17 protein-coding genes are annotated in these 20,158 nt (G+C 41.6%); 13 read left to right on the top strand and 4 right to left on the bottom strand.

Translation table 11 applies throughout. From position 1 onward, the window contains the following. On the top strand, positions 1-567 hold a 567-nt coding region (locus J671_RS22820), incomplete at its 5' end, for a sulfatase-like hydrolase/transferase (protein WP_031983571.1). 45 nt (positions 568-612) lie between these two features. On the opposite strand, the gene J671_RS22815 is transcribed toward J671_RS22820, so the two are convergent. After that, positions 613-1,983, bottom strand: coding sequence for a phosphomannomutase/phosphoglucomutase (locus J671_RS22815; protein ID WP_002050491.1), 1,371 nt, complete (start codon positions 1,981-1,983; stop codon positions 613-615). Between the two features lie 373 nt (positions 1,984-2,356). On the opposite strand from J671_RS22815, the gene lldP reads away from it, so the two are divergent. The 4 genes from lldP to dld all read left to right on the top strand — a co-directional run bounded on the left by lldP (position 2,357) and on the right by dld (position 7,976). Further along, entirely contained in the window at positions 2,357-4,024 is a 1,668-nt protein-coding gene (gene lldP / locus J671_RS22810; protein WP_011857993.1) for an L-lactate permease, read from the top strand. Between the two features lie 19 nt (positions 4,025-4,043). Beyond that, a complete protein-coding gene (lldR, locus tag J671_RS22805) occupies positions 4,044-4,796 on the top strand; it encodes a transcriptional regulator LldR (protein ID WP_004711163.1) in 753 nt (250 codons plus the stop codon). Beyond that, entirely contained in the window at positions 4,793-5,944 is a 1,152-nt protein-coding gene (gene lldD, locus J671_RS22800; protein ID WP_004883987.1) for an FMN-dependent L-lactate dehydrogenase LldD, read from the top strand. Before lldR ends, lldD begins: the two co-directional genes overlap by 4 nt. A gap of 325 nt (positions 5,945-6,269) precedes the next feature. After that, positions 6,270-7,976, top strand: a complete 1,707-nt coding sequence (gene dld, locus J671_RS22795; protein WP_004883986.1) for a D-lactate dehydrogenase — start codon at positions 6,270-6,272, stop codon at positions 7,974-7,976. A 48-nt stretch (positions 7,977-8,024) separates the two neighbouring features. Here the strand turns inward: dld and J671_RS22790 are convergent, their stop codons facing one another. After that, a complete protein-coding gene (locus J671_RS22790) occupies positions 8,025-9,239 on the bottom strand; it encodes an aromatic amino acid transaminase (protein ID WP_004883985.1) in 1,215 nt (404 codons plus the stop codon). Positions 9,240-9,754: 515 nt separating this feature from the next. Here J671_RS22790 and J671_RS22785 point away from each other — a divergent pair. The 7 genes from J671_RS22785 (at position 9,755) to J671_RS22760 (ending at position 18,307) form a co-directional block, all read left to right on the top strand. Further along, complete coding sequence (locus J671_RS22785; RefSeq protein WP_001153627.1) at positions 9,755-10,465, top strand: GntR family transcriptional regulator; 711 nt, start codon at positions 9,755-9,757, stop codon at positions 10,463-10,465. Next, positions 10,458-11,342, top strand: coding sequence for a methylisocitrate lyase (gene prpB, locus J671_RS22780; RefSeq protein ID WP_002050520.1), 885 nt, complete (start codon positions 10,458-10,460; stop codon positions 11,340-11,342). Before J671_RS22785 ends, prpB begins: the two co-directional genes overlap by 8 nt. A 260-nt stretch (positions 11,343-11,602) precedes the next feature. Next, positions 11,603-12,760, top strand: coding sequence for a 2-methylcitrate synthase (gene prpC / locus J671_RS22775; RefSeq protein WP_000097521.1), 1,158 nt, complete (start codon positions 11,603-11,605; stop codon positions 12,758-12,760). Next, positions 12,760-15,366, top strand: a complete 2,607-nt coding sequence (gene acnD / locus J671_RS22770; protein ID WP_004883984.1) for a Fe/S-dependent 2-methylisocitrate dehydratase AcnD — start codon at positions 12,760-12,762, stop codon at positions 15,364-15,366. The genes prpC and acnD overlap by 1 nt, the downstream gene beginning before the upstream one ends. 80 nt (positions 15,367-15,446) lie before the next feature. Next, a complete protein-coding gene (locus J671_RS22765) occupies positions 15,447-17,114 on the top strand; it encodes an ATP-dependent nuclease (protein ID WP_004883983.1) in 1,668 nt (555 codons plus the stop codon). Between the two features lie 359 nt (positions 17,115-17,473). Next, positions 17,474-17,608, top strand: coding sequence for a zinc ribbon-containing protein (locus J671_RS26090; protein ID WP_001983336.1), 135 nt, complete (start codon positions 17,474-17,476; stop codon positions 17,606-17,608). A gap of 123 nt (positions 17,609-17,731) precedes the next feature. After that, positions 17,732-18,307 (top strand): DUF4126 domain-containing protein, encoded by a 576-nt coding sequence (locus J671_RS22760; RefSeq protein ID WP_031983569.1) that lies wholly within the window; start codon positions 17,732-17,734, stop codon positions 18,305-18,307. Between the two features lie 723 nt (positions 18,308-19,030). Here the strand turns inward: J671_RS22760 and J671_RS22755 are convergent. Together J671_RS22755 and J671_RS22750 are read right to left on the bottom strand one after the other, a co-directional pair. Further along, positions 19,031-19,375, bottom strand: coding sequence for a hypothetical protein (locus J671_RS22755; RefSeq protein ID WP_031983567.1), 345 nt, complete (start codon positions 19,373-19,375; stop codon positions 19,031-19,033). Between the two features lie 192 nt (positions 19,376-19,567). Beyond that, on the bottom strand, positions 19,568-19,852 hold the full coding sequence (locus tag J671_RS22750; protein ID WP_000708397.1) for a hypothetical protein: 285 nt from the start codon (positions 19,850-19,852) through the stop codon (positions 19,568-19,570). 84 nt (positions 19,853-19,936) lie between these two features. On the opposite strand from J671_RS22750, the gene J671_RS22745 reads away from it, so the two are divergent. After that, positions 19,937-20,158: transposase (locus J671_RS22745; RefSeq protein WP_031983566.1), on the top strand; the 222-nt coding region annotated here is incomplete at its 3' end.

The raw sequence follows: 20,158 nt of genomic DNA, 5'->3' as shown, positions 1-20,158 counted from the left end.
CACCCGATGTATAATGATGAGCGTTATGGTAAACAAGACTTTAAGTTTAGTCAGAATTTATCGGAAATTGATCGGCGGAAATTGAGTACTTATACAGCAGGTACTATACGTGCCAATCAAAAATTGCTTGAGTTAAAGCAGTTTTTAAAAACAGTAGATCGACCAACAATTTTGTTGGTGTTTGGTGATCATTTACCAAATCTGCAAGGAGTTTATGATAATTATAATTTCTTTAAAGATGATCCCGAGCGGAAAAATTTAAAAAATTATCAAACACCTTTTGCAGTGTGGAGCAACTACAAGCTTAGTAAAAAAGCGTTTAAGCAGCCGTACGTTGCTGCGAGTTTTGTAGCACCGAAGTTACTGCAAATGTCGGGTATACCGCTCTCAAATTATTATCAATTTATTCAGCAAGTTTCACAATGCTATAACGCAGTTCATCAAAAGTTTCTGTTGCCTGGGGAAAACTGTGAGGTCGATCAAAAGGCGCTGTTAGAACAGTATAAAAGTCTAAATTATGATGTGCTAGATGGCAAAAATCATACTTATCAACTATTGAAGAATTAGTAAAAAAAGGATGGCAATAAGCCATCCTTTTTTATGTTTTGAAAATTAAGACTGAATTAATCCAGTCAATTCATCTACATAATGCTGCATTGGCTGAGCTTGACGGTCTGCACGGCTTTCAATGTTGAGACGTAGTAGAGGCTCAGTGTTTGATGCGCGGACATTAAAACGCCATGCACCAAAGTCGAGGCTTACACCATCGGTACGATCAATTTCCGGGTTTTGAGCAGCATAGAAATCAAAAATCTTTTGAATAGTGATTTGTGTATCAGTTACTTTAAAGTTGATTTCACCACTACAAGGAAACTTGGTAATCATATTTTCAACGAGTGTTGAAAGTGATTGCCCTGTTTCAGAAAGCAGGGCAACCGTAAGTAACCATGGAATCATACCGCTGTCACAGTAAGCAAAGTCACGGAAATAATGATGAGCACTCATTTCGCCGCCATATACAGCATTGTGTTCACGCATAACGTCTTTAATGAACGCGTGACCAGATTTTGACTGTACAGCAACACCTTTATACTCGTCGACGATATCAAATGTGTTCCACACTAAACGTGGGTCATGCACAATTTTTTCGCCTGACTGTTTAATCAAGAAAGCTTGAGCCAATAGACCAACAATATAGTAGCCCTCAATGAATTGCCCTTTTTCATCGAACAAGAAACAGCGGTCAAAGTCGCCGTCCCATGCAATACCCATATCTGCTTTATGCTCAAGAACAGCATTTCGGGTACTGTCACGGTTTTCAATTAAAATTGGGTTAGGAATGCCATTTGGGAAAGTACCATCTGCTTCATGATGAATTTTAATAAATTCAACCGGTACATTAAGCGCTTTAAATTTTTCTTCAATGGCATCAATTACATGACCAGCTGCACCATTCCCCGCGTTTACCACTAACTTTAATGAACGGATTTTTGCAGGTTCAATATAAGTAATTAAGTGATCAACGAACTCAGGCAAAATGTTATAGCTTTGCGTTGTACCTTTTTGGCTAACTTCTTCAAAGTTATTTGTTTCTGCTAAAGCCTGAATTTCTTTTAAACCAGTATCAGCACTAATTGGACGAGCATTTTCGCGAACCAATTTCATACCGTTATAGTCCATTGGATTATGACTTGCAGTAACTTCTATACCACCTTGTACATCGAGATGGAAAGCGGCAAAGTAAACTTCTTCAGTCCCCGTCATGCCCAAATCAAGAACGTCCACTCCCGCATCATTTAACCCGCGGATGGTCGCTTGTTTTAAGGCTTCACTGCTTAGACGAATATCACATCCTACAACCACAGTCTTTGGTTTATAGATTTGTCCGTAAGCGCGGCCAATTTTATAGGCGATTTCTTCATTCAATTCGGTGCCGAGCTTGCCTCGGATATCATAAGCTTTAAAACACGTTAAAGTAGTCATTATTCAATTCAATACATGTGGTTTGAGTTGTGTGCACATTATACATAGATCATGAATCAGATATGTTTATAGTTTTATATTCAAATTTTTCATTCCATTTCTGTAGTTCATATTTAAGTTTATAAGAAAGTATTTTTACGACTTTAGTCTAATAAATAAATTTATAAATTAGAAATTACTTGATTTTACTTAATACTATTGGTCATACCAATTATAGTGATTATTTAATTGTTGATCTCACCAATATCTGTGTTTATGATGCGATCTGCGGTTTAAGGAATAACATTTGCACTTAAATTTTAATTGGTCATACCAATTGTGTTGAATGTTTAAAAATTTAAGGTAAAAAAATTCGCCCCGGCATTTCAAGGAGATGACAATGCTCAATATGTGGCAACAACTTTATGACCCTTTAAATAATATTTGGCTGTCTAGTGCGGTTGCGTTAATCCCGATTATTTTCTTCTTTTTGGCATTGGCTGTTTTTCGTTTAAAAGGCAGTATCGCGGGTACGGGCACAGTTATTATTGCATTACTGATTGCGCTATTTTTCTATCAAATGCCGGGTCAAATGGCCTTTGCATCAATCATTTACGGTTTCTTCTACGGTCTATGGCCAATTTCATGGATCATTATCGGGGCAGTTTTTCTATACAAGATTTCGGTAAAAACAGGCCAGTTTGAAGTTATTCGTTCAAGTATTTTGTCGATTACTGAAGACCAACGTCTGCAAATGTTACTGGTTGGTTTTGCATTTGGTACTTTCCTTGAGGGGGCGGCGGGCTTTGGTGCTCCTGTCGCAATTACCGCTGCACTACTTGTCGGTTTAGGGTTTAAGCCACTTTACGCTGCTGGTTTATGTTTAATTGTAAATACAGCACCAGTTGCATTCGGTGCAATGGGTATTCCAATTATTGTGGCGGGGCAGGTTTCCGGTGTAGACACTATGGAAATTAGCCAGATGGTGGGTCGTCAGTTGCCATTTTTAACCATTATTGTGCTGTTCTGGATTATGGCGATTATGGATGGCTGGCGTGGGGTTAAGGAAACTTGGCCTGCGGTATTGGTCGGTGGTGGTGCTTTTGCGATTGCCCAGTATCTCACCTCTAACTTTATTGGCCCTGAGTTACCAGACATTACCGCAGCAATTGCTTCATTGGTCAGCCTGACGTTGTTATTCCGTGTTTGGAAACCAAAACATATTTTCCGTTTTGAACCTGAAGCGGGTCAGACTTTGACTCAGCAACCTACAACAGTTCAACGTTATAGCATTGGGAAAATTGCAAAGGCATGGTCTCCATTTGCTATTTTAACGGTAATGGTCACCATCTGGAGTGTTAAGCCATTTAAAGCATTATTTGCAAAAGATGGTGCTCTTGAACATTGGATTTTTAAACTTGAAGTGCCGTACTTACATAAATTGGTCGAAAAAATGCCGCCAATTGTGTCCGAGATGAAACCATACGAAGCGATTTATAAGTTTGACTGGTTCTCTGCAACAGGTACTGCAATTTTTATTGCTGCGATCATCACAGTTATTTTCTTAAAAATGAAAGCAAGTGAGGCAGTAACAACCTTCGGTGAAACACTCAATGAGTTGAAAACACCGATTTATTCAATTGGTATGGTGTTGGCATTTGCTTTTATTGCGAACTATTCAGGTTTATCTGCAACTTTGGCTTTGGCTCTATCGCATACGGGTCATGCGTTTACTTTCTTCTCGCCATTTTTGGGTTGGCTTGGTGTGTTCCTTACGGGTTCAGACACTTCTTCAAATGCTTTGTTCTCGGCACTACAGGCAACCACAGCACAGCAAATTGGTATTCCGGAAGTGTTGTTGGTGGCTGCGAATACCAGCGGTGGTGTGACTGGTAAGATGATTTCTCCGCAGTCGATTGCGATTGCTTGTGCCGCAGTAGGCTTAGTTGGAAAAGAGTCTGACTTGTTCCGTTTCACGGTAAAACATAGCATCATATTCACTGTCTTTGTTGGCATCATTATTACGGTTCAGGCTTATCTGGTTCCGTGGATGATTCCATAACTCCAGTGAAGGAAACGCGATGAGAATCTCCGATCAAGTGGTCATGAAATTGCAGGCATTAATTGAAGAGCGTCACATGAAAAAAGGTGACCGTTTGCCTGCCGAACGCCAGCTTGCAACTAGCTTGGGAGTTTCTCGTCCGTCTTTGCGTGAAGCCATTCAACAGCTCAATAGTCAAGGTGTACTGATTAGCCGCCGCGGTGATGGGACCTATATTCAGCAGTTACCTGAACAGTGGCCACAGCAACTCATTGTGAACCCAATTAGCAACCTGATTGAAGAAGATCCGTTATACCGTTTTGATGTGCAAGAGGCGCGGTTATTACTTGAAGGTGGCACTGCTTGGTATGCCGCATTACGTTCAACGCCTGAAGATCGAGCCAAAATTCATCATTATTTTAATGAAATTAGCCGTCACCAAAATGCGGGTGACTCAGCACAGGCCGCGGTGGCAGATGCTGAATTCCACTTAGCAATTGCCGAAGCATCTCACAATGTGGTGCTGATTCAAATGATGCGTAGCTTGTTTGATTTGCTGCAATACAACGTCTTGTTAGGGCGTAAGAAAGTTTATAACGACCCTGTCAATGGTGACTTGCTAAGCGAGCAGCATTTTCAGGTGATGGATGCTATTGATCGTAAAGATCCCGAGGCCGCACGCCAAGCTGTTTGCGGTCATATTGAGTTTGTGATTAATCATGTGCGTTCTCTGGATGAAGACGAAGCTCGCCAGAAACGTGCAAACCGTTTAAATAGAGTTGATTCAAAATGATTATTTCTTCTGGCAATGATTACCGTGCTGCGGCACAACGTCGCTTACCTCCATTTTTATTTCACTACATTGATGGTGGAGCGTATTCGGAATATACCTTAAAGCGTAACGTACAAGATTTGTCAGAAATTGCATTGCGTCAACGTGTGCTCAACGACATGTCAGCGTTAAGTTTAGAGACAAAACTGTTTAATGAAACGCTGTCGATGCCAGTTGCTTTGGCGCCTGTGGGTTTAACAGGTATGTATGCACGCCGCGGTGAAGTGCAGGCCGCGATGGCTGCCGATAAAAAGGGCATTCCATTTACGCTTTCAACGGTTTCGGTATGTCCGATTGAAGAAGTTGTACCTGCAATTAACCGTCCGATGTGGTTCCAGCTTTATGTATTACGTGACCGTGGTTTTATGCGTAATGCTTTGGAGCGTGCAAAAGCGGCGGGGTGTTCAACACTGGTGTTTACCGTAGATATGCCTGTGCCGGGTGCACGTTACCGTGATGCACATTCGGGTATGAGTGGGCCAAATGCTGCGATGCGCCGTTATATGCAGTCAGTATTTCATCCGCATTGGTCATGGAATGTGGGCTTAATGGGACGCCCGCACGACTTGGGCAATATTTCTAAATATTTAGGTAAACCGACTGGGCTTGAAGACTATATTGGCTGGTTAGGCTCGAACTTTGACCCATCAATTTCATGGAAAGATCTTGAGTGGATCCGTGAGTTTTGGGATGGTCCAATGGTGATTAAAGGTATTTTAGACCCTGAAGATGCCAAAGATGCTGTGCGTTTTGGTGCAGATGGTATTGTGGTATCGAATCACGGCGGTCGTCAGTTAGATGGCGTGATGTCATCTGCTCGTGCATTGCCTGCAATTGCTGATGCCGTCAAAGGTGACTTAGCGATTTTGGCTGACTCAGGCATTCGTAATGGTTTAGATGTGGTGCGTATGTTAGCTCTCGGTGCCGATACTGTTTTACTTGGCCGTGCGTTTGTGTATGCCTTGGCAGCAGCAGGTGGGCAAGGCGTGTCGAACTTGCTTGATTTAATTGATAAGGAAATGCGTGTTGCGATGACGCTCACGGGTGCTAAGTCGATTTCGGATATTAATGCGGATTGTTTAGTACAGGCGATTAAACAAGGACTTTAAAACATAGTAAGTGAAGCAGTAAGCACAGCCTCAAAATTTGGTGATTTGCTGATGTTTTACGTATAGGCATTTGTCACTTTTGAAAGGTCAAAAGTAACCAAAAACCTTTTGTTGAGCAAACCGTACTTCCTTGTACGGTTGCTCAACAGGCGGCATCCCTGCCGCCAATGCGTCGCCAATTTGCATTAAATCTAATACCTAGAGATTAGCTGCTGGTGCTAAGCGTCAATGAGCTGCTTACATCGAAGTTTTCCCTGTAAGACTACGTCGTGTTGCTCTAAATTTAAAAAAACTATGTGGTATGGATGACCAAAAGGAAACCATCATGCAAACATTTTCTCCTCAAGCAGTGATCGAACGTTTACAAAATATTGTAGGGCGTTCTTATGTTTTGACCGATGATCAAAGCACGCGTCAGTACCGCCAAGGTCGTCGTTTTGGTGAGGGGAAAGTGCTTGCTGTGGTGGTGCCAGGCACATTGCTAGAGCAATGGCAGGTGCTTCAAGCTGCTATTGAGGCAGACTGTATTGTGATTATGCAGGCAGCAAATACAGGACTCACTGGTGGTTCAACGCCTTATGGCGATGATTATGATCGTCCTGTTTTGGTGATGAGTACACGTCGATTAAAGGGCATACAAGTTATTCATGACGGTAAGCAAGTCATTTGTTTACCGGGTGCGACCTTAGATAATTTAGAGCAAATTTTAAAAGGCTATAACCGAGAGCCGCATTCAGTAATTGGTTCATCGTGTATTGGAGCATCGGTACTGGGTGGTGTATGTAATAACTCCGGTGGTGCCTTGGTACGCCGTGGTCCTGCATATACTGAGCTGGCTTTATATGCTCAGGTGAATGCCGCTGGTCAATTAGAATTGGTGAACCATTTAGGCGTAAATTTAGGCTCGACTCCCGAAGAGATTTTGACGCGTTTAGAGAAGCAGCAATATCAAGCCGTTGATATTTTAGATGACAGTGAAAAACAGGCATCGGACCATCGCTATGCGCATGATGTGACTCAGGTCGATGAAGATACGCCTGCTCGTTTTAATGCAGACCCGTCACGTTTGTTTGAGGCTTCGGGTTCGGCAGGTAAAGTTTGTGTGTTTGCGGTACGTCTTGATACTTATGAAAAAGTAGAAAGTAATGTCCTTTATATTGGTACTAATGATGCTGATGATTTAACGGCGATTCGCCGTTATTTACTCACCTCACTGCCAAGCTTGCCAATTGCAGGCGAATATATTCACCGTGATGCTTATTTGATTGGTGAAAAGTACGGAAAAGACACCTTCTTATTTATTGAAAAATTTGGTACAGCCAATGTTCCAAAAGCCTTCGCCATGAAAGATAAAGTCGATGGCTTTTTAGAACGATTTAAAATTAAAGGCTTAACAGACCATATTTTACAGGCGATTACGTTCTTTTTACCGAGTCATTTACCGAAGCGTATGACCGAATATCGAGATCGTTATGAGCACCATTTGGTTTTACGTGTTGAAAATAATTCAAAAGTACAGACCGAGCAGTTTTTAAAAGAATATTTTGCAGTGCATCAGTCAGGCAGCTATTTCGTATGTAGTGAAGAAGAAGGTCGAAAGGCGTTCTTGCACCGCTTTGCGATTGCGGGGGCGGCAATTCGTTATCGTGATACGCACCGTAGTGAAGTTGAAGATATTGTGGCGCTTGATATTGCGCTACGCCGTAATGACCGCGAATGGGTAGAGCAACTACCAGCCGAGATGGAAAATAAAATCATCCATAAACTCTATTATGGGCATTTCTTTTGTCATGTGTTCCATCAGGACTATATTCTTAAAAAGGGCAATGACCCGTTAGAAATGGAACATCAAATGTGGAAATTACTCGATGCACGCCGTGCTGAATATCCGGCAGAGCATAATGTTGGGCATCTTTACATTGCCAAACCTGCATTAGCCAATTTCTATCAAAAACTTGACCCAACCAATAGCTTTAATGTGGGGATTGGACATACCTCAAAACTGAAATATTGGGGTAAAACCAAACCTTAATATCGAGACATAAAAAAAGGCGCCGAAGCGCCTTTTTTAATAAATGCCTTATGCTGCTTCTACTGATTTAGCAAGCACTTCAGACATCGCTTTAGCAACAGTATAAACATTTTTCATGTTTAAGCCTGCTACACAAATACGACCACTACGTACTAAGTAGATTGCATATTCTTCACGCAAGATATCAACTTGCTCAGCAGTTAGACCTGTGTAGCTGAACATACCTTTTTGGTTTACAAGGTAGCTAAAGTCACGGTCTGGTAAAGCTTTAGTAAGTTCGTCTTTCAAGATGCTACGCATTTTGATAATACGCTCACGCATCTCTTTCACTTCGCCTTGCCATTGTTGGTTAAGTTCAGCGTCATTTAACACTTCATCAACTAACCAAGCACCTGTTGTAGGAGGGCTAGAGTAAATACGGCGTACAGTCGCTTTTAACTGACCGAATGTGCATTGAGCAGCTTCTGCATCGTCACATACGAAAGTTAAGCCGCCAACGCGCTCGCCATATAAAGAGAAGATTTTAGAGAACGAGTTGCTCACAATGAAGTTTAGACCCGCTTGGTCTAAAGCACGGATTGCATACGCATCTTCTTCCATACCGTCACCAAAACCTTGGTAAGCGATGTCTAGGAATGGAATAAGGTTACGATCTTTTAATACTTCAATCACTTGGTCCCATTGCGCTGGGTTTAAGTCAGCACCCGTTGGGTTATGGCAGCATGGGTGCAACAACACAATGCTTTGCTCAGGCAAAGTTTTAAGTGTAGAAAGCATACCGTCAAAATCTACACCGCGCGTTTCTGCATCGAAATATGGGTAGAAATGAGTCTTAATGCCAGCGCCATTGAAAATCGCAACGTGGTTGTCCCAAGTTGGTTGGCTCACCCAAACGTCTGAATTTGGGAAATAAGTTTTTAAGAAATCCGCACCAACTTTCAATGCACCTGAACCACCAAGTGTTTGGATGGTTACAGCACGGCCAGCTTTAACTGCTGGGCTGTTTGCACCGAATAAAAGTGCTTGAATTGCTTCACGGTAAGGTTTGAAGCCTTCCATTGGCAAATAAAGTTTGGTTTTACCGTTCTTAGGCTCAATACGCTTTTGCGCCTCGATAATGGTCTCTAACTGAGGAACAATGCTGTCTTCGTTATAATAAAGACCAATACTCAAGTTTACTTTTTCAGAACGAGTATCAGCATTGAACTGTTCCATTAAAGAGAGAATTGGATCGCCTGCGTATGGGGGGATATGTTGAAACATCAAAAAAGTCCTTTCATTCAACAATATGCATAGTGCTGGGTTTTTTCTGTCTCGAAAAATACGCCACAACTATGTCGATGCTCAATAATGTATCAATAAAGCTACCGTGAAGCACCTGATAATTTCACTAATATCGATATTTTCTGGCTGAAAATGATAAAAAGATTTAAAAGAAATTACGGTAAATAGAAACTAATTTCTAACTCATGCTTTCATTCAAGCAGATTGTCTACAATCTTGCTGTAATACATTGGTTGTAGACTAAAGTTTGAAACAAAAGATTAGAGGTCGAAAAGCAACTAAAAAAGTACCATAAATTTATAGGTAAAATAATATTAAATATCTGTTTTATAAAGACTAATTATCAAGTGGTGGAATGCTATAAATATAAGGTGAGATAACAGGTTAAGCTATAAAAATTGACCTGATGCGTTCTGTAAAGTGTCAACAATCACCTTGATTTTTTTCATTCATCCCGCTATAAAACACATAATTGATTAAAAATTGTCGACAATATGCAAGATTTGACCTTCGCACCAGAGCCACTACAAAGTCAGGGAAGAACACTGACCGAGAATGTATTTAAACAAATACAGACGGCGATTGTTTTGGGTCAAATTCCGGCAGGTAGCAAAATTTCTGAACCTGAACTGGCGCGGACTTATGGCATTAGCCGTGGGCCTTTGCGTGAAGCGATTCATCGCCTTGAAGGGCAACGTTTGGTTGAGCGTACTGCACATGTGGGTGCGCGCGTGGTTTCGTTATCCTTGCAACAGTTCAAAGAGCTTTACCAGATTCGTGCGTCATTAGAAGGTTTAGCTTGCAAACTTGCTGCACAGCATATTGATAAAAAGCAAATTTTGGCGCTACGTGATGTCTTACGTATGCATGCCGAAGATGAAAACTTTAAAGCAGGTAAAGGATATTACTTGCAAGAAGGGCAGGACGATTTTCACTACTGCATTATCAAAAGTAGTGGCAATAAAACCCTAGAAAAAATGCTATGTGATGAGCTTTATCACCTCATCCGTATGTACCGAATTCAGTTTTCAAACACACCCGATCGACCGAGCAAAGCTTGGGACGAACATATCCGTATTTTAGATGCAATTGCAGAAGGCGATGGTGAACTTGCCGAGCTGCTCATGCATCGACATATCAATGCTTCTTACAAAATTATTGAGCAAACACTGCTACAAGCACAAGGAGAACATAACAATGGCTAAACAATCCGCAGGTCAGCTATTTCGCGATGCCGTAGCCCAAGAAAAGCCATTACAAGTGGTTGGAACTATCAATGCCAATCATGCACTTTTGGCAAAACGTGCAGGTTATAAAGCGATTTACTTATCAGGTGGTGGTGTAGCAGCTGGTTCTTTAGGCTTACCTGATTTAGGAATCAGTAACCTTGATGATGTGTTGACAGATGTACGTCGTATTACCGATGTATGTGATCTTCCATTATTGGTCGATGCGGACACAGGCTTTGGTGCTTCTGCATTTAACATTGCCCGTACTACAAAAGCACTCATTAAGTTTGGTGCTGCGGCAATGCACATTGAAGACCAAGTGGGCGCAAAACGTTGTGGTCACCGTCCGAACAAAGCCATTGTGACTCAAGAAGAAATGGTTGACCGTATTAAAGCAGCGGTTGATGCGCGTGGTGATGACAGCTTCGTAATTATGGCGCGTACCGATGCGTTAGCGGTTGAAGGCTTACAAGCGGCAATTGACCGTGCGGGTGCCTACATTGAAGCGGGTGCAGACATGTTGTTCCCTGAAGCAATTACCGAGCTTGATATGTACAAGCAATTTGCTCAGAAGACTGGCGCACCAATTTTGGCAAACATCACAGAGTTCGGTTCTACACCACTGTTTACCACTGAAGAGTTGGCATCTGCCGATGTAAGCCTTGCACTTTATCCGCTTTCTGCTTTCCGTGCCATGAACAAAGCAGCCGAAACTGTGTATGAAACCTTGCGTAAAGAAGGTACGCAAAAGAACGTGGTTGATATTATGCAAACGCGTAAAGAGTTATATGAGCGCATTAATTACTATGCGTTTGAAGACTACTTAGACAACGCATTTGCTAAAAAGAAATAAATAAACCCTCTTTTAAAAGAAGGGGAAGCGATGGTCTTGGCTATCGTGAGGGCGGCATGGATGCCGCTACGTTGGACTGCGATATAGGGATATATCGTCAGACCAACAAGGATTTTTGCTTACTTTTCATCCGTGAAAAGTAAGGCGAACCGCAGGTTAATCAGAAAATTGGATGAGAACTCGGCAAGACGCTGTCGTGGTTTTATCCAAGTAAAAATTGAACAAACAACAAATTCAGATAGATAGGAAAGGAAAATCTTATGAGCTCAAATGAAACAACAACAGGCTTCAAACCAAAAAAATCAGTTGCACTTAGCGGACAAGTTGCAGGCAACACAGCACTATGTACCGTAGGACGTAGCGGTAACGACTTGCACTATCGTGGCTATGACATTCTTGACCTTGCAGCAGGTAGCCAGTTTGAAGAAGTTGCTCACTTGCTCGTACATGGCAAATTACCAAACAAAGCTGAACTCAAAGCGTATAAAGCAAAATTAAAAGCACTTCGTGGCTTACCTGCAGCACTTAAAACTGCACTTGAACAATTACCACCGTCTGCACACCCAATGGATGTGATGCGTACAGGTGTATCAGTACTAGGTTGCTTAACGCCAGAACATGAAGACCACAACGAAGCTGGCGCAAAAGACATTGCTGATAAATTAATGGCAAGCTTAGGTTCAATGCTGCTTTATTGGTACCACTTCAGCAACAACGGTCGTCGCATTGAAGTTGAAACGGATGACGACTCGATTGCAGCGCATTTCTTACATTTACTGCATGGCGAAAAACCATGTGAAGAGTGGATTCAAGCGATGCATACATCACTTATTTTGTATGCTGAGCATGAGTTCAACGCATCTACATTTACCTCACGTGTGGTTGCAGGTACAGGTTCTGACATGTACTCGGCAATTACAGGCGGTATTGGTGCACTTCGCGGACCTAAGCACGGTGGTGCAAACGAAGTTGCATTCGTGATTCAACAACGTTACGACAATCCAGATGAAGCAGAAGCGGACATCCGTAAACGTGTTGAAAATAAAGAAGTCGTGATTGGTTTTGGTCACCCTGTATATACAGTTTCTGACCCACGTAACGAAGTGATCAAGAAAGTGGCGCATGACTTAGCAGAAGCGCAAGAGAACACCAAAATGTACCTCATCGCTGAGCGTTTAGAAGCAGTGATGAAAGAAGTGAAAAACATGTTCCCGAACCTCGATTGGTTCAGTGCGGTGAGCTATCACTTAATGGGTGTTCCAACTGCAATGTTCACACCGTTATTCGTAATTGCACGTACAGCAGGTTGGTCAGCACACGTGATTGAACAACGCCAAGACGGCAAAATCATTCGTCCAAGCGCGAACTACACAGGCCCTGAAAACCTCGAATTTAAACCATTGGCGGAGCGTGGTTAATGAACACAAAATACCGTAAACCGCTGGCAGGTACCCAGCTTGAATATTACGACGTGCATCAAGCCGTTGAAGATATTCAGCCAGGCGCATACGAAAAACTGCCTTACACCTCTAAAGTACTTGCAGAGCAATTGGTACGCCGTGCTGATGCCGAGAACTTAACTGCTTATTTAACGCAGTTGATTGAACGCCGTCAGGACTTGGACTTTCCTTGGTATCCTGCACGCGTGGTGTGTCATGACATCTTGGGACAAACTGCATTGGTTGACCTTGCAGGTTTGCGTGATGCGATTGCTGAGAAGGGCGGCGATCCATCTAAAGTTAACCCAGTTGTACCAACACAGCTCATTGTTGACCACTCTTTAGCAGTGGAATACGGTGGCGCTGACCCAGACGCTTTTGCAAAAAACCGTGCTGTTGAAGACCGCCGTAACGAAGACCGTTTCCACTTTATTGAGTGGACCAAAACTGCATTTAAAAATGTCGATGTGATCCCTGCGGGGAACGGCATTATGCACCAGATTAACCTAGAGAAAATGTCTCCGGTCATTCAGGCGCGTGATGGCGTAGCATTCCCAGACACATGCGTCGGTACAGACTCACATACCCCACATACAGACGCTTTGGGCGTAATCTCTGTGGGTGTGGGTGGTTTAGAAGCTGAAAACGTAATGTTGGGCCGTGCATCTTGGATGCGTCTGCCAGACATTATTGGCGTTGAGTTGGTTGGTCAGCGTCAGGCAGGCATTACTGCAACAGATATCGTGTTGGCTCTAACTGAATTCTTGCGTAAAGAGCGTGTAGTCGGTGCTTACCTTGAGTTCTTTGGTGAAGGCGCTGACAGCATGTCTGTGGGCGACCGTGCAACCATTTCGAACATGACACCAGAGTATGGCGCTACTGCTGCGATGTTCTACATCGACCAAAACACAATCGACTACTTACGCCTAACAGGCCGTGAAGATGCTCAAGTGGCATTGGTTGAACAGTACGCAAAAGAAATCGGCCTTTGGGCATCTGATATGACCAAAGCAGAGTACCCACGTGTACTTCGTTTTGACCTATCAAAAGTAACACGTAACATTGCTGGTCCATCAAACCCACATGCACGTGTTTCAACTGAGGACCTAAAAGAAAAAGGCATTGCAGGTGTTGTTGAAAACCGTTCTGACGGCTTAATGCCAGATGGCGCAATCATTATTGCTGCAATTACTTCATGTACCAATACTTCTAATCCACGTAACACCGTGGCGGCAGGCTTGTTGGCACGTAAGGCAAATGAGCTAGGTTTAGTTCGTAAACCTTGGGTAAAATCATCATTTGCACCGGGTTCAAAAGCGGCTGCACTTTACCTTGAAGAAGCAGGTGTTCTAAAAGACTTAGAGAAACTTGGTTTTGGTATTGTGGCTTATGCTTGTACAACGTGTAACGGTATGTCTGGGGCGTTAGATCCTGCTATCCAGCAAGAAATTATTGACCGTGACTTGTACGCAACAGCAGTACTTTCTGGTAACCGTAACTTCGATGGCCGTATCCATCCATATGCAAAGCAAGCATTCTTGGCATCTCCACCGCTTGTTGTGGCATATGCAATTGCAGGTACGATTCGTTTTGACATCGAAAAAGATGCGTTAGGTCATGACAAAGAAGGTAACCCGATTTACCTCAAAGACATCTGGCCATCCGACGCTGAAATTGATGCCTTAGTTAAAGAAGCCGTGAAGCCTGAACAGTTCCGTAAAGTCTACATTCCAATGTTTGACTTAGGCGAAGTTGAACAAGCGAAGAGCCCACTTTACGACTGGCGTCCACAAAGTACTTACATCCGCCGTCCACCATACTGGGAAGGGGCGTTGGCTGCACCACGTACTTTGGCGAATATGCGTCCACTTGCGATTTTGGGTGATAACATCACTACCGACCACTTGTCGCCTTCAAATGCGATTTTGATGGACTCGGCTGCGGGTGAATACCTTCACAAAATGGGCGTACCAGAAGAAGACTTCAACTCATACGCAACGCACCGTGGTGACCACTTGACCGCACAACGTGCAACATTTGCCAACCCGAAACTCTATAACGAAATGGTGGTTCGTTCAGACGGTACCATTAAGCAAGGTTCGAAAGCGCGTGTAGAGCCGGAAGGCGAAGTGATGCGTATGTGGGAAGCGATTGAAACCTACATGAACCGTAAGCAGCCGTTAATTATTATTGCGGGTGCCGACTACGGTCAGGGTTCAAGCCGTGACTGGGCTGCAAAAGGTGTACGCCTTGCAGGTGTTGAAGCGATTGTTGCAGAAGGCTTTGAGCGTATTCACCGTACTAACTTGGTGGGTATGGGCGTGTTACCACTTGAGTTTAAACCGGGTGTAAACCGTAAGACTTTAAAACTAGATGGTACAGAGCTTTATAGCGTGATTGGCAATATTGCGCCGCGTTCGACTTTAACTTTAGTGATTGAACGTGCCACAGCGGATGGTAAAGAAGAGATTCTTGAAGTGCCTGTGACTTGCCGTTTAGATACAGAAGAAGAAGTTTCTGTATATGAAGCGGGTGGTGTATTACAGCGTTTTGCGCAAGACTTTTTAGAAGGCCAAGTGGCTTAATTATTTAGTCTATAACTGATTGAAAATTATTCAAAAGAGCCCTATCTTGATGATGGGGTTTTTATTTTTTAGTGATTGAAATGATTAAAAATATTAAATTGAAGTTTGGTCGAGCACCAGATTTGGAGCAAATGATAGTAAATGCATTACCAATTACTGTATTTGTAGGACCTAATAATTCAGGTAAAAGTCAGATTCTTAGAGAAATACATCAATTTTGTATAAGTGGTAATCAAAATACAAATAATAAGATAATAGATAATATTGAATTAGAAGCAGTCTCAGAAGTTAATGTTAATAATATTATAAATAAAATTAAACAAGAACCAATGATTGGAGAAATGGTTCATCAGGATTATATCTTGATTGGTAAAAGTGGTGAGAGGCAGCAAGTTCATTTGCAGTCACTTAAAGTGGCATTAGTTAACCCTAGTACATCACTTCACCTATTTTGTAATTCATACTTGAAGTACAGTACTTTGATTCTAAATGGAAGCAATAGAATTAATCTTGTAAATATGCAACCTGCTGGAAATCTTCAAGCTCCTCCTCATACAAGTTTTCAGGTGTTGTTCAGGGATAATGCAAAAAGGGATGAGGTGAGAAGAATTATTCATGAAGCATTTGGTCAATATTTAGTTATAGATCCTACTAATTTAGGTAATCTTTCTTTACGTCTATCTTCAAGAGAACCAGAAAATGAAGTAGAGGAAAGAGGGATTCACGAAGCTGCTGTCAATTTTCATAAAAATGCAATGCCGATAGACTATGCGAGTGATGGAGTTAAGGCTTTCACTGGGATGGTTACTGAGATGGTGGCAGGGGATCCATCTATTCTTTTAATGGATGAACCAGAAGCTTTTTTACATCCTTCCTTAGCATTTAAATTGGGCAAAGAAGTTGCTGGGATTATGTCTCATTCTGAAAAGCGCTTATTTGTTGCAACTCATAGTCCTAATTTTATTATGGGGTGTATCCAATCAGGTGCACCAGTAAATATAGTTCGTTTAACTTATCGCGATAATGTTGCTACTTCTCGAATTCTACCAAATGAAGATATTTTGAGATTGATGCGAAACCCGTTATTACGTTCAACTGGTGTATTAAGCGGTCTATTTTATGAGTTTGTAATTGTTACAGAGTCAGATGCTGATCGTGCGTTTTATCAGGAGATTAATGATAGGCTTTTAAAATTTACTGATTTTGGAATTCCTAATTGTTTATTTCTGAATGCTCAAAATAAACAAACTGTTAAAACTATTATTAAGCCTTTACGTGAGTTGGGTATTCCAGTCGCAGGTATAGTTGATATAGATATACTTAAGGAAGGTGGAAGTGTTTGGGGGGAGTTTTTAGAAAGTGGCTACCTTCCAGAGCTCGAGAAAAATGCTTTGGCTCATACTAGACAGGCCATTAAGCAAAAATTTGATCAATCTGGTCAAAACATGAAAAGAGATGGTGGGATAAACATTTTAACGGGATCAGATAGAGAAGCACTTTCAAATCTTTTTGAAAAACTTGCAGAATATGGATTATTTGTAGTTCCTTATGGCGAACTCGAGTCTTGGTTAAAAGAGTTGAATATAAGCGGCCATGGACCAAATTGGTTGATAGGAATTTTTGAGGCAATGGGAGAGGATCCCTCTTCTCATAGCTATATTAAACCTAAAGAAGAAGATGTATGGGCATTTATAACTAGCATTAGAAACTGGTTTTTAAATTCTATACGCAAAGGAATTCCTAATTAAATTTTATTAAGCATGTGTTGTAATAACCATAAATATTTATAATAAAAAAAGCCCGACATCCTGTCGGGCTTTTTCGTATTTGGTTGCTAGATATGACTCCTGTCGTATCTCACGATCCTGATGCATGAACCTATTATTGTTGTTTTGTGTTCCGGAACATCCTGTTCCTGTATGAACTCATCATAGAAAAAAAGCAGGGGACAGCCAATCCGCTAAATCCCTAAATCTGTGTAAGATAAATCGTACAAATAACATTTTTTGCATTTATGCCATCATCATCGGGCGAAATGGACAATTGACATTCACTTTAAGTGGGTTATATTCCTGTTTAATATATATACGATTATAGGAATGTAATCATGGTAACAGCTGGCGAAAAACCCGGAACAGGCTTCTATTTCTGTGCTCAGTGCGGACATAGAGTGTTTTTAGAAATTAACACAGACCCTTTACCACCTTGCACGAAATGCTACTGCACGCAATTTAAACGTTAAGAATGAAATAATATTTGCGTTCGCATTTAACAAAAAGCCCTGTCACCCGATGGGGCTTTTTTGTTAATTTAAAAATAAGACTTACATAACAAGACCCATGATGGGCATGAAAAGGAAACCGTTATGGAAACAATATTGGGTTTATGTATTGGCGTGGGCCTGAGCGCTGCCTGCGGTTTTCGCGTGTTTGTGCCGCTATTAGTCATGAGCATTGCCACCATGATGGGATGGTTTGAGCCATCAAAAGGTTTTGAATGGTTAGCTTTACCATCTGTGTGTTTGGCCTTAGGTGTGGCAACGGTGTGTGAAATTGCAGCCTACTATATTCCTTGGGTCGATAATGCCTTAGACACGGTCGCAACCCCTGCCGCTATGATCGCGGGTACGCTTACCACGATGGCTGTGAGTAGTGGAGAAATGTCTCAGTTCGCTACTTGGGCAGCAGCGATTATTGTCGGTGGTGGTACGGCTGGGGTGGTGCAAATGAGTACCGTCGCTGCACGTGGAGTTTCAACTGCAACCACAGGTGGTTTAGGAAATTTTGTCGTTGCTACAAGTGAGTGGATTGGCGCAATCTTACTTTCGGTTTCAGCTATGCTGGTGCCTGCACTTGTGGCAATAGTGGTGCTGATTGCGGTTATTTGGGTGGTACGTTGGATTCGCCAGAAAAAGCAAGAACAGGTGCATACCCCGCTATAGGCGTATGCAAATATCAGTTTTAAATAAGCATAAAAAAAGCCCGACGTCCTGTCGGGCTTTCTTGTATTTGGTGATTAGATATGACTCCTGTCGTATCTCACGCTCCTGGTGCTTGAACGTATTATTGTTGTTTTATGTTCCGGAACATCCTGTTCCTGTATGACTTCATATTAGGAAAAAAGTAGGGCGTCGCCAATCCGCAAAATCCCTAAAAGTTTGTAGGATAAAACGTACAAAATCGACTTTTAATTTATCATTATGTTCTCGTGGTATTGTTTTGAATCGAGATATATTCATGCTGAATGGTTGTGAAAAATGTGATGAATGCGGAAGCCAGTATTTAAAAAGTAAATCTAGTATGGCTTCGTTGTGTCCTGAATGCGCTTCTATAATTTATGGATGTGCAAATTGTGAGCATGTTTTTAAAGAGGGGCGTTGTATACATTGTTACTGGGATGGCAGCACAACCACTTATATTGAAGACTTAAAGAAAAACTCATAAATATTCAGATATAAAAAAAGCCCAACATCCTGTTGGGCTTTTTCGTATTTGGGTACTAGATATGACTCCTGTCGTATCTCACGATCCTGATGCATGAACCTATTATTGTTGTTTTATGTTCCGGAACATCCTGTTCCTGTATGAGTTCATATTAGGAAAAAAGAAGGGTGCCGCCAATCCGCAAAAACCCTAAAAGTTTGTAGGTTAAAACGTACAAGTTACTATTTGTCTTGAGGCAAAGGCCAAAGAATATCGTTGTTTTGCTTGAATTTTTTATACCAATATTGGCTTATCAGCGCTTTGTCATCTCTATCGAAATGATAAACGAATATATCTAAAGCTTCATTTAGGTCGAGGTCATAGCGAAACTTGGTAGTAGCTAAATGATCTTGTATTTCATATAACTGATTAAATATAGGTAAAGATTCTTCATAAGTTAATAATTGAATTTTTTGAAGAAGTTCTTTTATTTGAAGCTCATAAGCATCTAAAACTCTTGCCAGATCAATCCTTACATCTCTATATGTGATAAGTCTTTGCTCAAATTCATCCCATGTGTAGTTCATTCTAATAAATGTTCAAAAGTTGAATGTAAGCACAGCATAACTTGATTAGTTATAAAATTGATCTGATTTTTCAAAATGCTCGTTCGGCAAATCAAACAACTTAGGCCTCTGTGCCACAACAGACTTTAATTTTTTGCGCTGATTTAAAGTACAACACCATTGCGACACAGAGATAAAGAGCTAAGCCAACGCTTAGCCCAGACTACTTTTGTCACACCGCTGCATGGTGCTTAAAAAAGTAGGGGCAAAGTCCCGTGGGAGAACAGGACTTTGCAAACTGACATGTTCTAGGCGCTGCATCATTTTCGGGGAATAAGCTTTTTCAAGTTGCTGGTAAATACAGTCACAACTGGCCTCGCTATGCCCACCTGACAGGCAAATTTTTTCAAACTCCTGTTGGGCATGAAGGCTACAACCTGCCACACCTAAGCTACCGACTATGAAACTTAAAGCCAAAAAGGGTTTATAAATTTTCATATTATTCTCATAAGTATTTATATCTATAACGGCTTTGTTGCACAAAGCTATTCTTGAAGGCTTCTTCAGTAATATAATTTCCAGATGAAGAAGCCTACACCTAAAATCTATCGTACAACCAATTGGTCCTCGTATAACCAAGCTTTAATCAAGCGAGGAAATATTTCAATCTGGTTTGATCCTAAGACGCAATGGTATGCACAACCACAAGGCAAGCAAGGACGAAATCAAACTTATTCCGATACAGCGATTCAATGCTGTTTAATGATCAAATCTCTATTCCGTCTTTCTTTACGTATGGTTACT

It is taken from the genome of Acinetobacter sp. 1130196, assembly GCF_000588095.1.
Classification (GTDB): Bacteria; Pseudomonadota; Gammaproteobacteria; order Pseudomonadales; family Moraxellaceae; genus Acinetobacter; species Acinetobacter nosocomialis.
This window is presented reverse-complemented; position numbering and strand designations above follow the sequence as displayed.

Excerpts from the sequence above, each read along its gene's own strand:
- J671_RS22785 (WP_001153627.1), top strand. The coding sequence starts at position 9,755 with ATGCAAGATTTGACCTTCGCACCAGAGCCACTACAAAGTCAGGGAAGA.
- J671_RS22760 (WP_031983569.1), top strand. The coding sequence starts at position 17,732 with ATGGAAACAATATTGGGTTTATGTATTGGCGTGGGCCTGAGCGCTGCC.
- prpC (WP_000097521.1), top strand. The coding sequence starts at position 11,603 with ATGAGCTCAAATGAAACAACAACAGGCTTCAAACCAAAAAAATCAGTT.
- J671_RS22765 (WP_004883983.1), top strand. The coding sequence starts at position 15,447 with ATGATTAAAAATATTAAATTGAAGTTTGGTCGAGCACCAGATTTGGAG.
- J671_RS22790 (WP_004883985.1), bottom strand. The coding sequence starts at position 9,239 with ATGTTTCAACATATCCCCCCATACGCAGGCGATCCAATTCTCTCTTTA.
- prpB (WP_002050520.1), top strand. The coding sequence starts at position 10,458 with ATGGCTAAACAATCCGCAGGTCAGCTATTTCGCGATGCCGTAGCCCAA.
- lldR (WP_004711163.1), top strand. The coding sequence starts at position 4,044 with ATGAGAATCTCCGATCAAGTGGTCATGAAATTGCAGGCATTAATTGAA.
- acnD (WP_004883984.1), top strand. The coding sequence starts at position 12,760 with ATGAACACAAAATACCGTAAACCGCTGGCAGGTACCCAGCTTGAATAT.
- J671_RS26090 (WP_001983336.1), top strand. The coding sequence starts at position 17,474 with ATGGTAACAGCTGGCGAAAAACCCGGAACAGGCTTCTATTTCTGTGCT.
- J671_RS22755 (WP_031983567.1), bottom strand. The coding sequence starts at position 19,375 with ATGAACTACACATGGGATGAATTTGAGCAAAGACTTATCACATATAGA.
- dld (WP_004883986.1), top strand. The coding sequence starts at position 6,270 with ATGCAAACATTTTCTCCTCAAGCAGTGATCGAACGTTTACAAAATATT.
- J671_RS22815 (WP_002050491.1), bottom strand. The coding sequence starts at position 1,983 with ATGACTACTTTAACGTGTTTTAAAGCTTATGATATCCGAGGCAAGCTC.
- lldP (WP_011857993.1), top strand. The coding sequence starts at position 2,357 with ATGACAATGCTCAATATGTGGCAACAACTTTATGACCCTTTAAATAAT.
- J671_RS22750 (WP_000708397.1), bottom strand. The coding sequence starts at position 19,852 with ATGAAAATTTATAAACCCTTTTTGGCTTTAAGTTTCATAGTCGGTAGC.
- lldD (WP_004883987.1), top strand. The coding sequence starts at position 4,793 with ATGATTATTTCTTCTGGCAATGATTACCGTGCTGCGGCACAACGTCGC.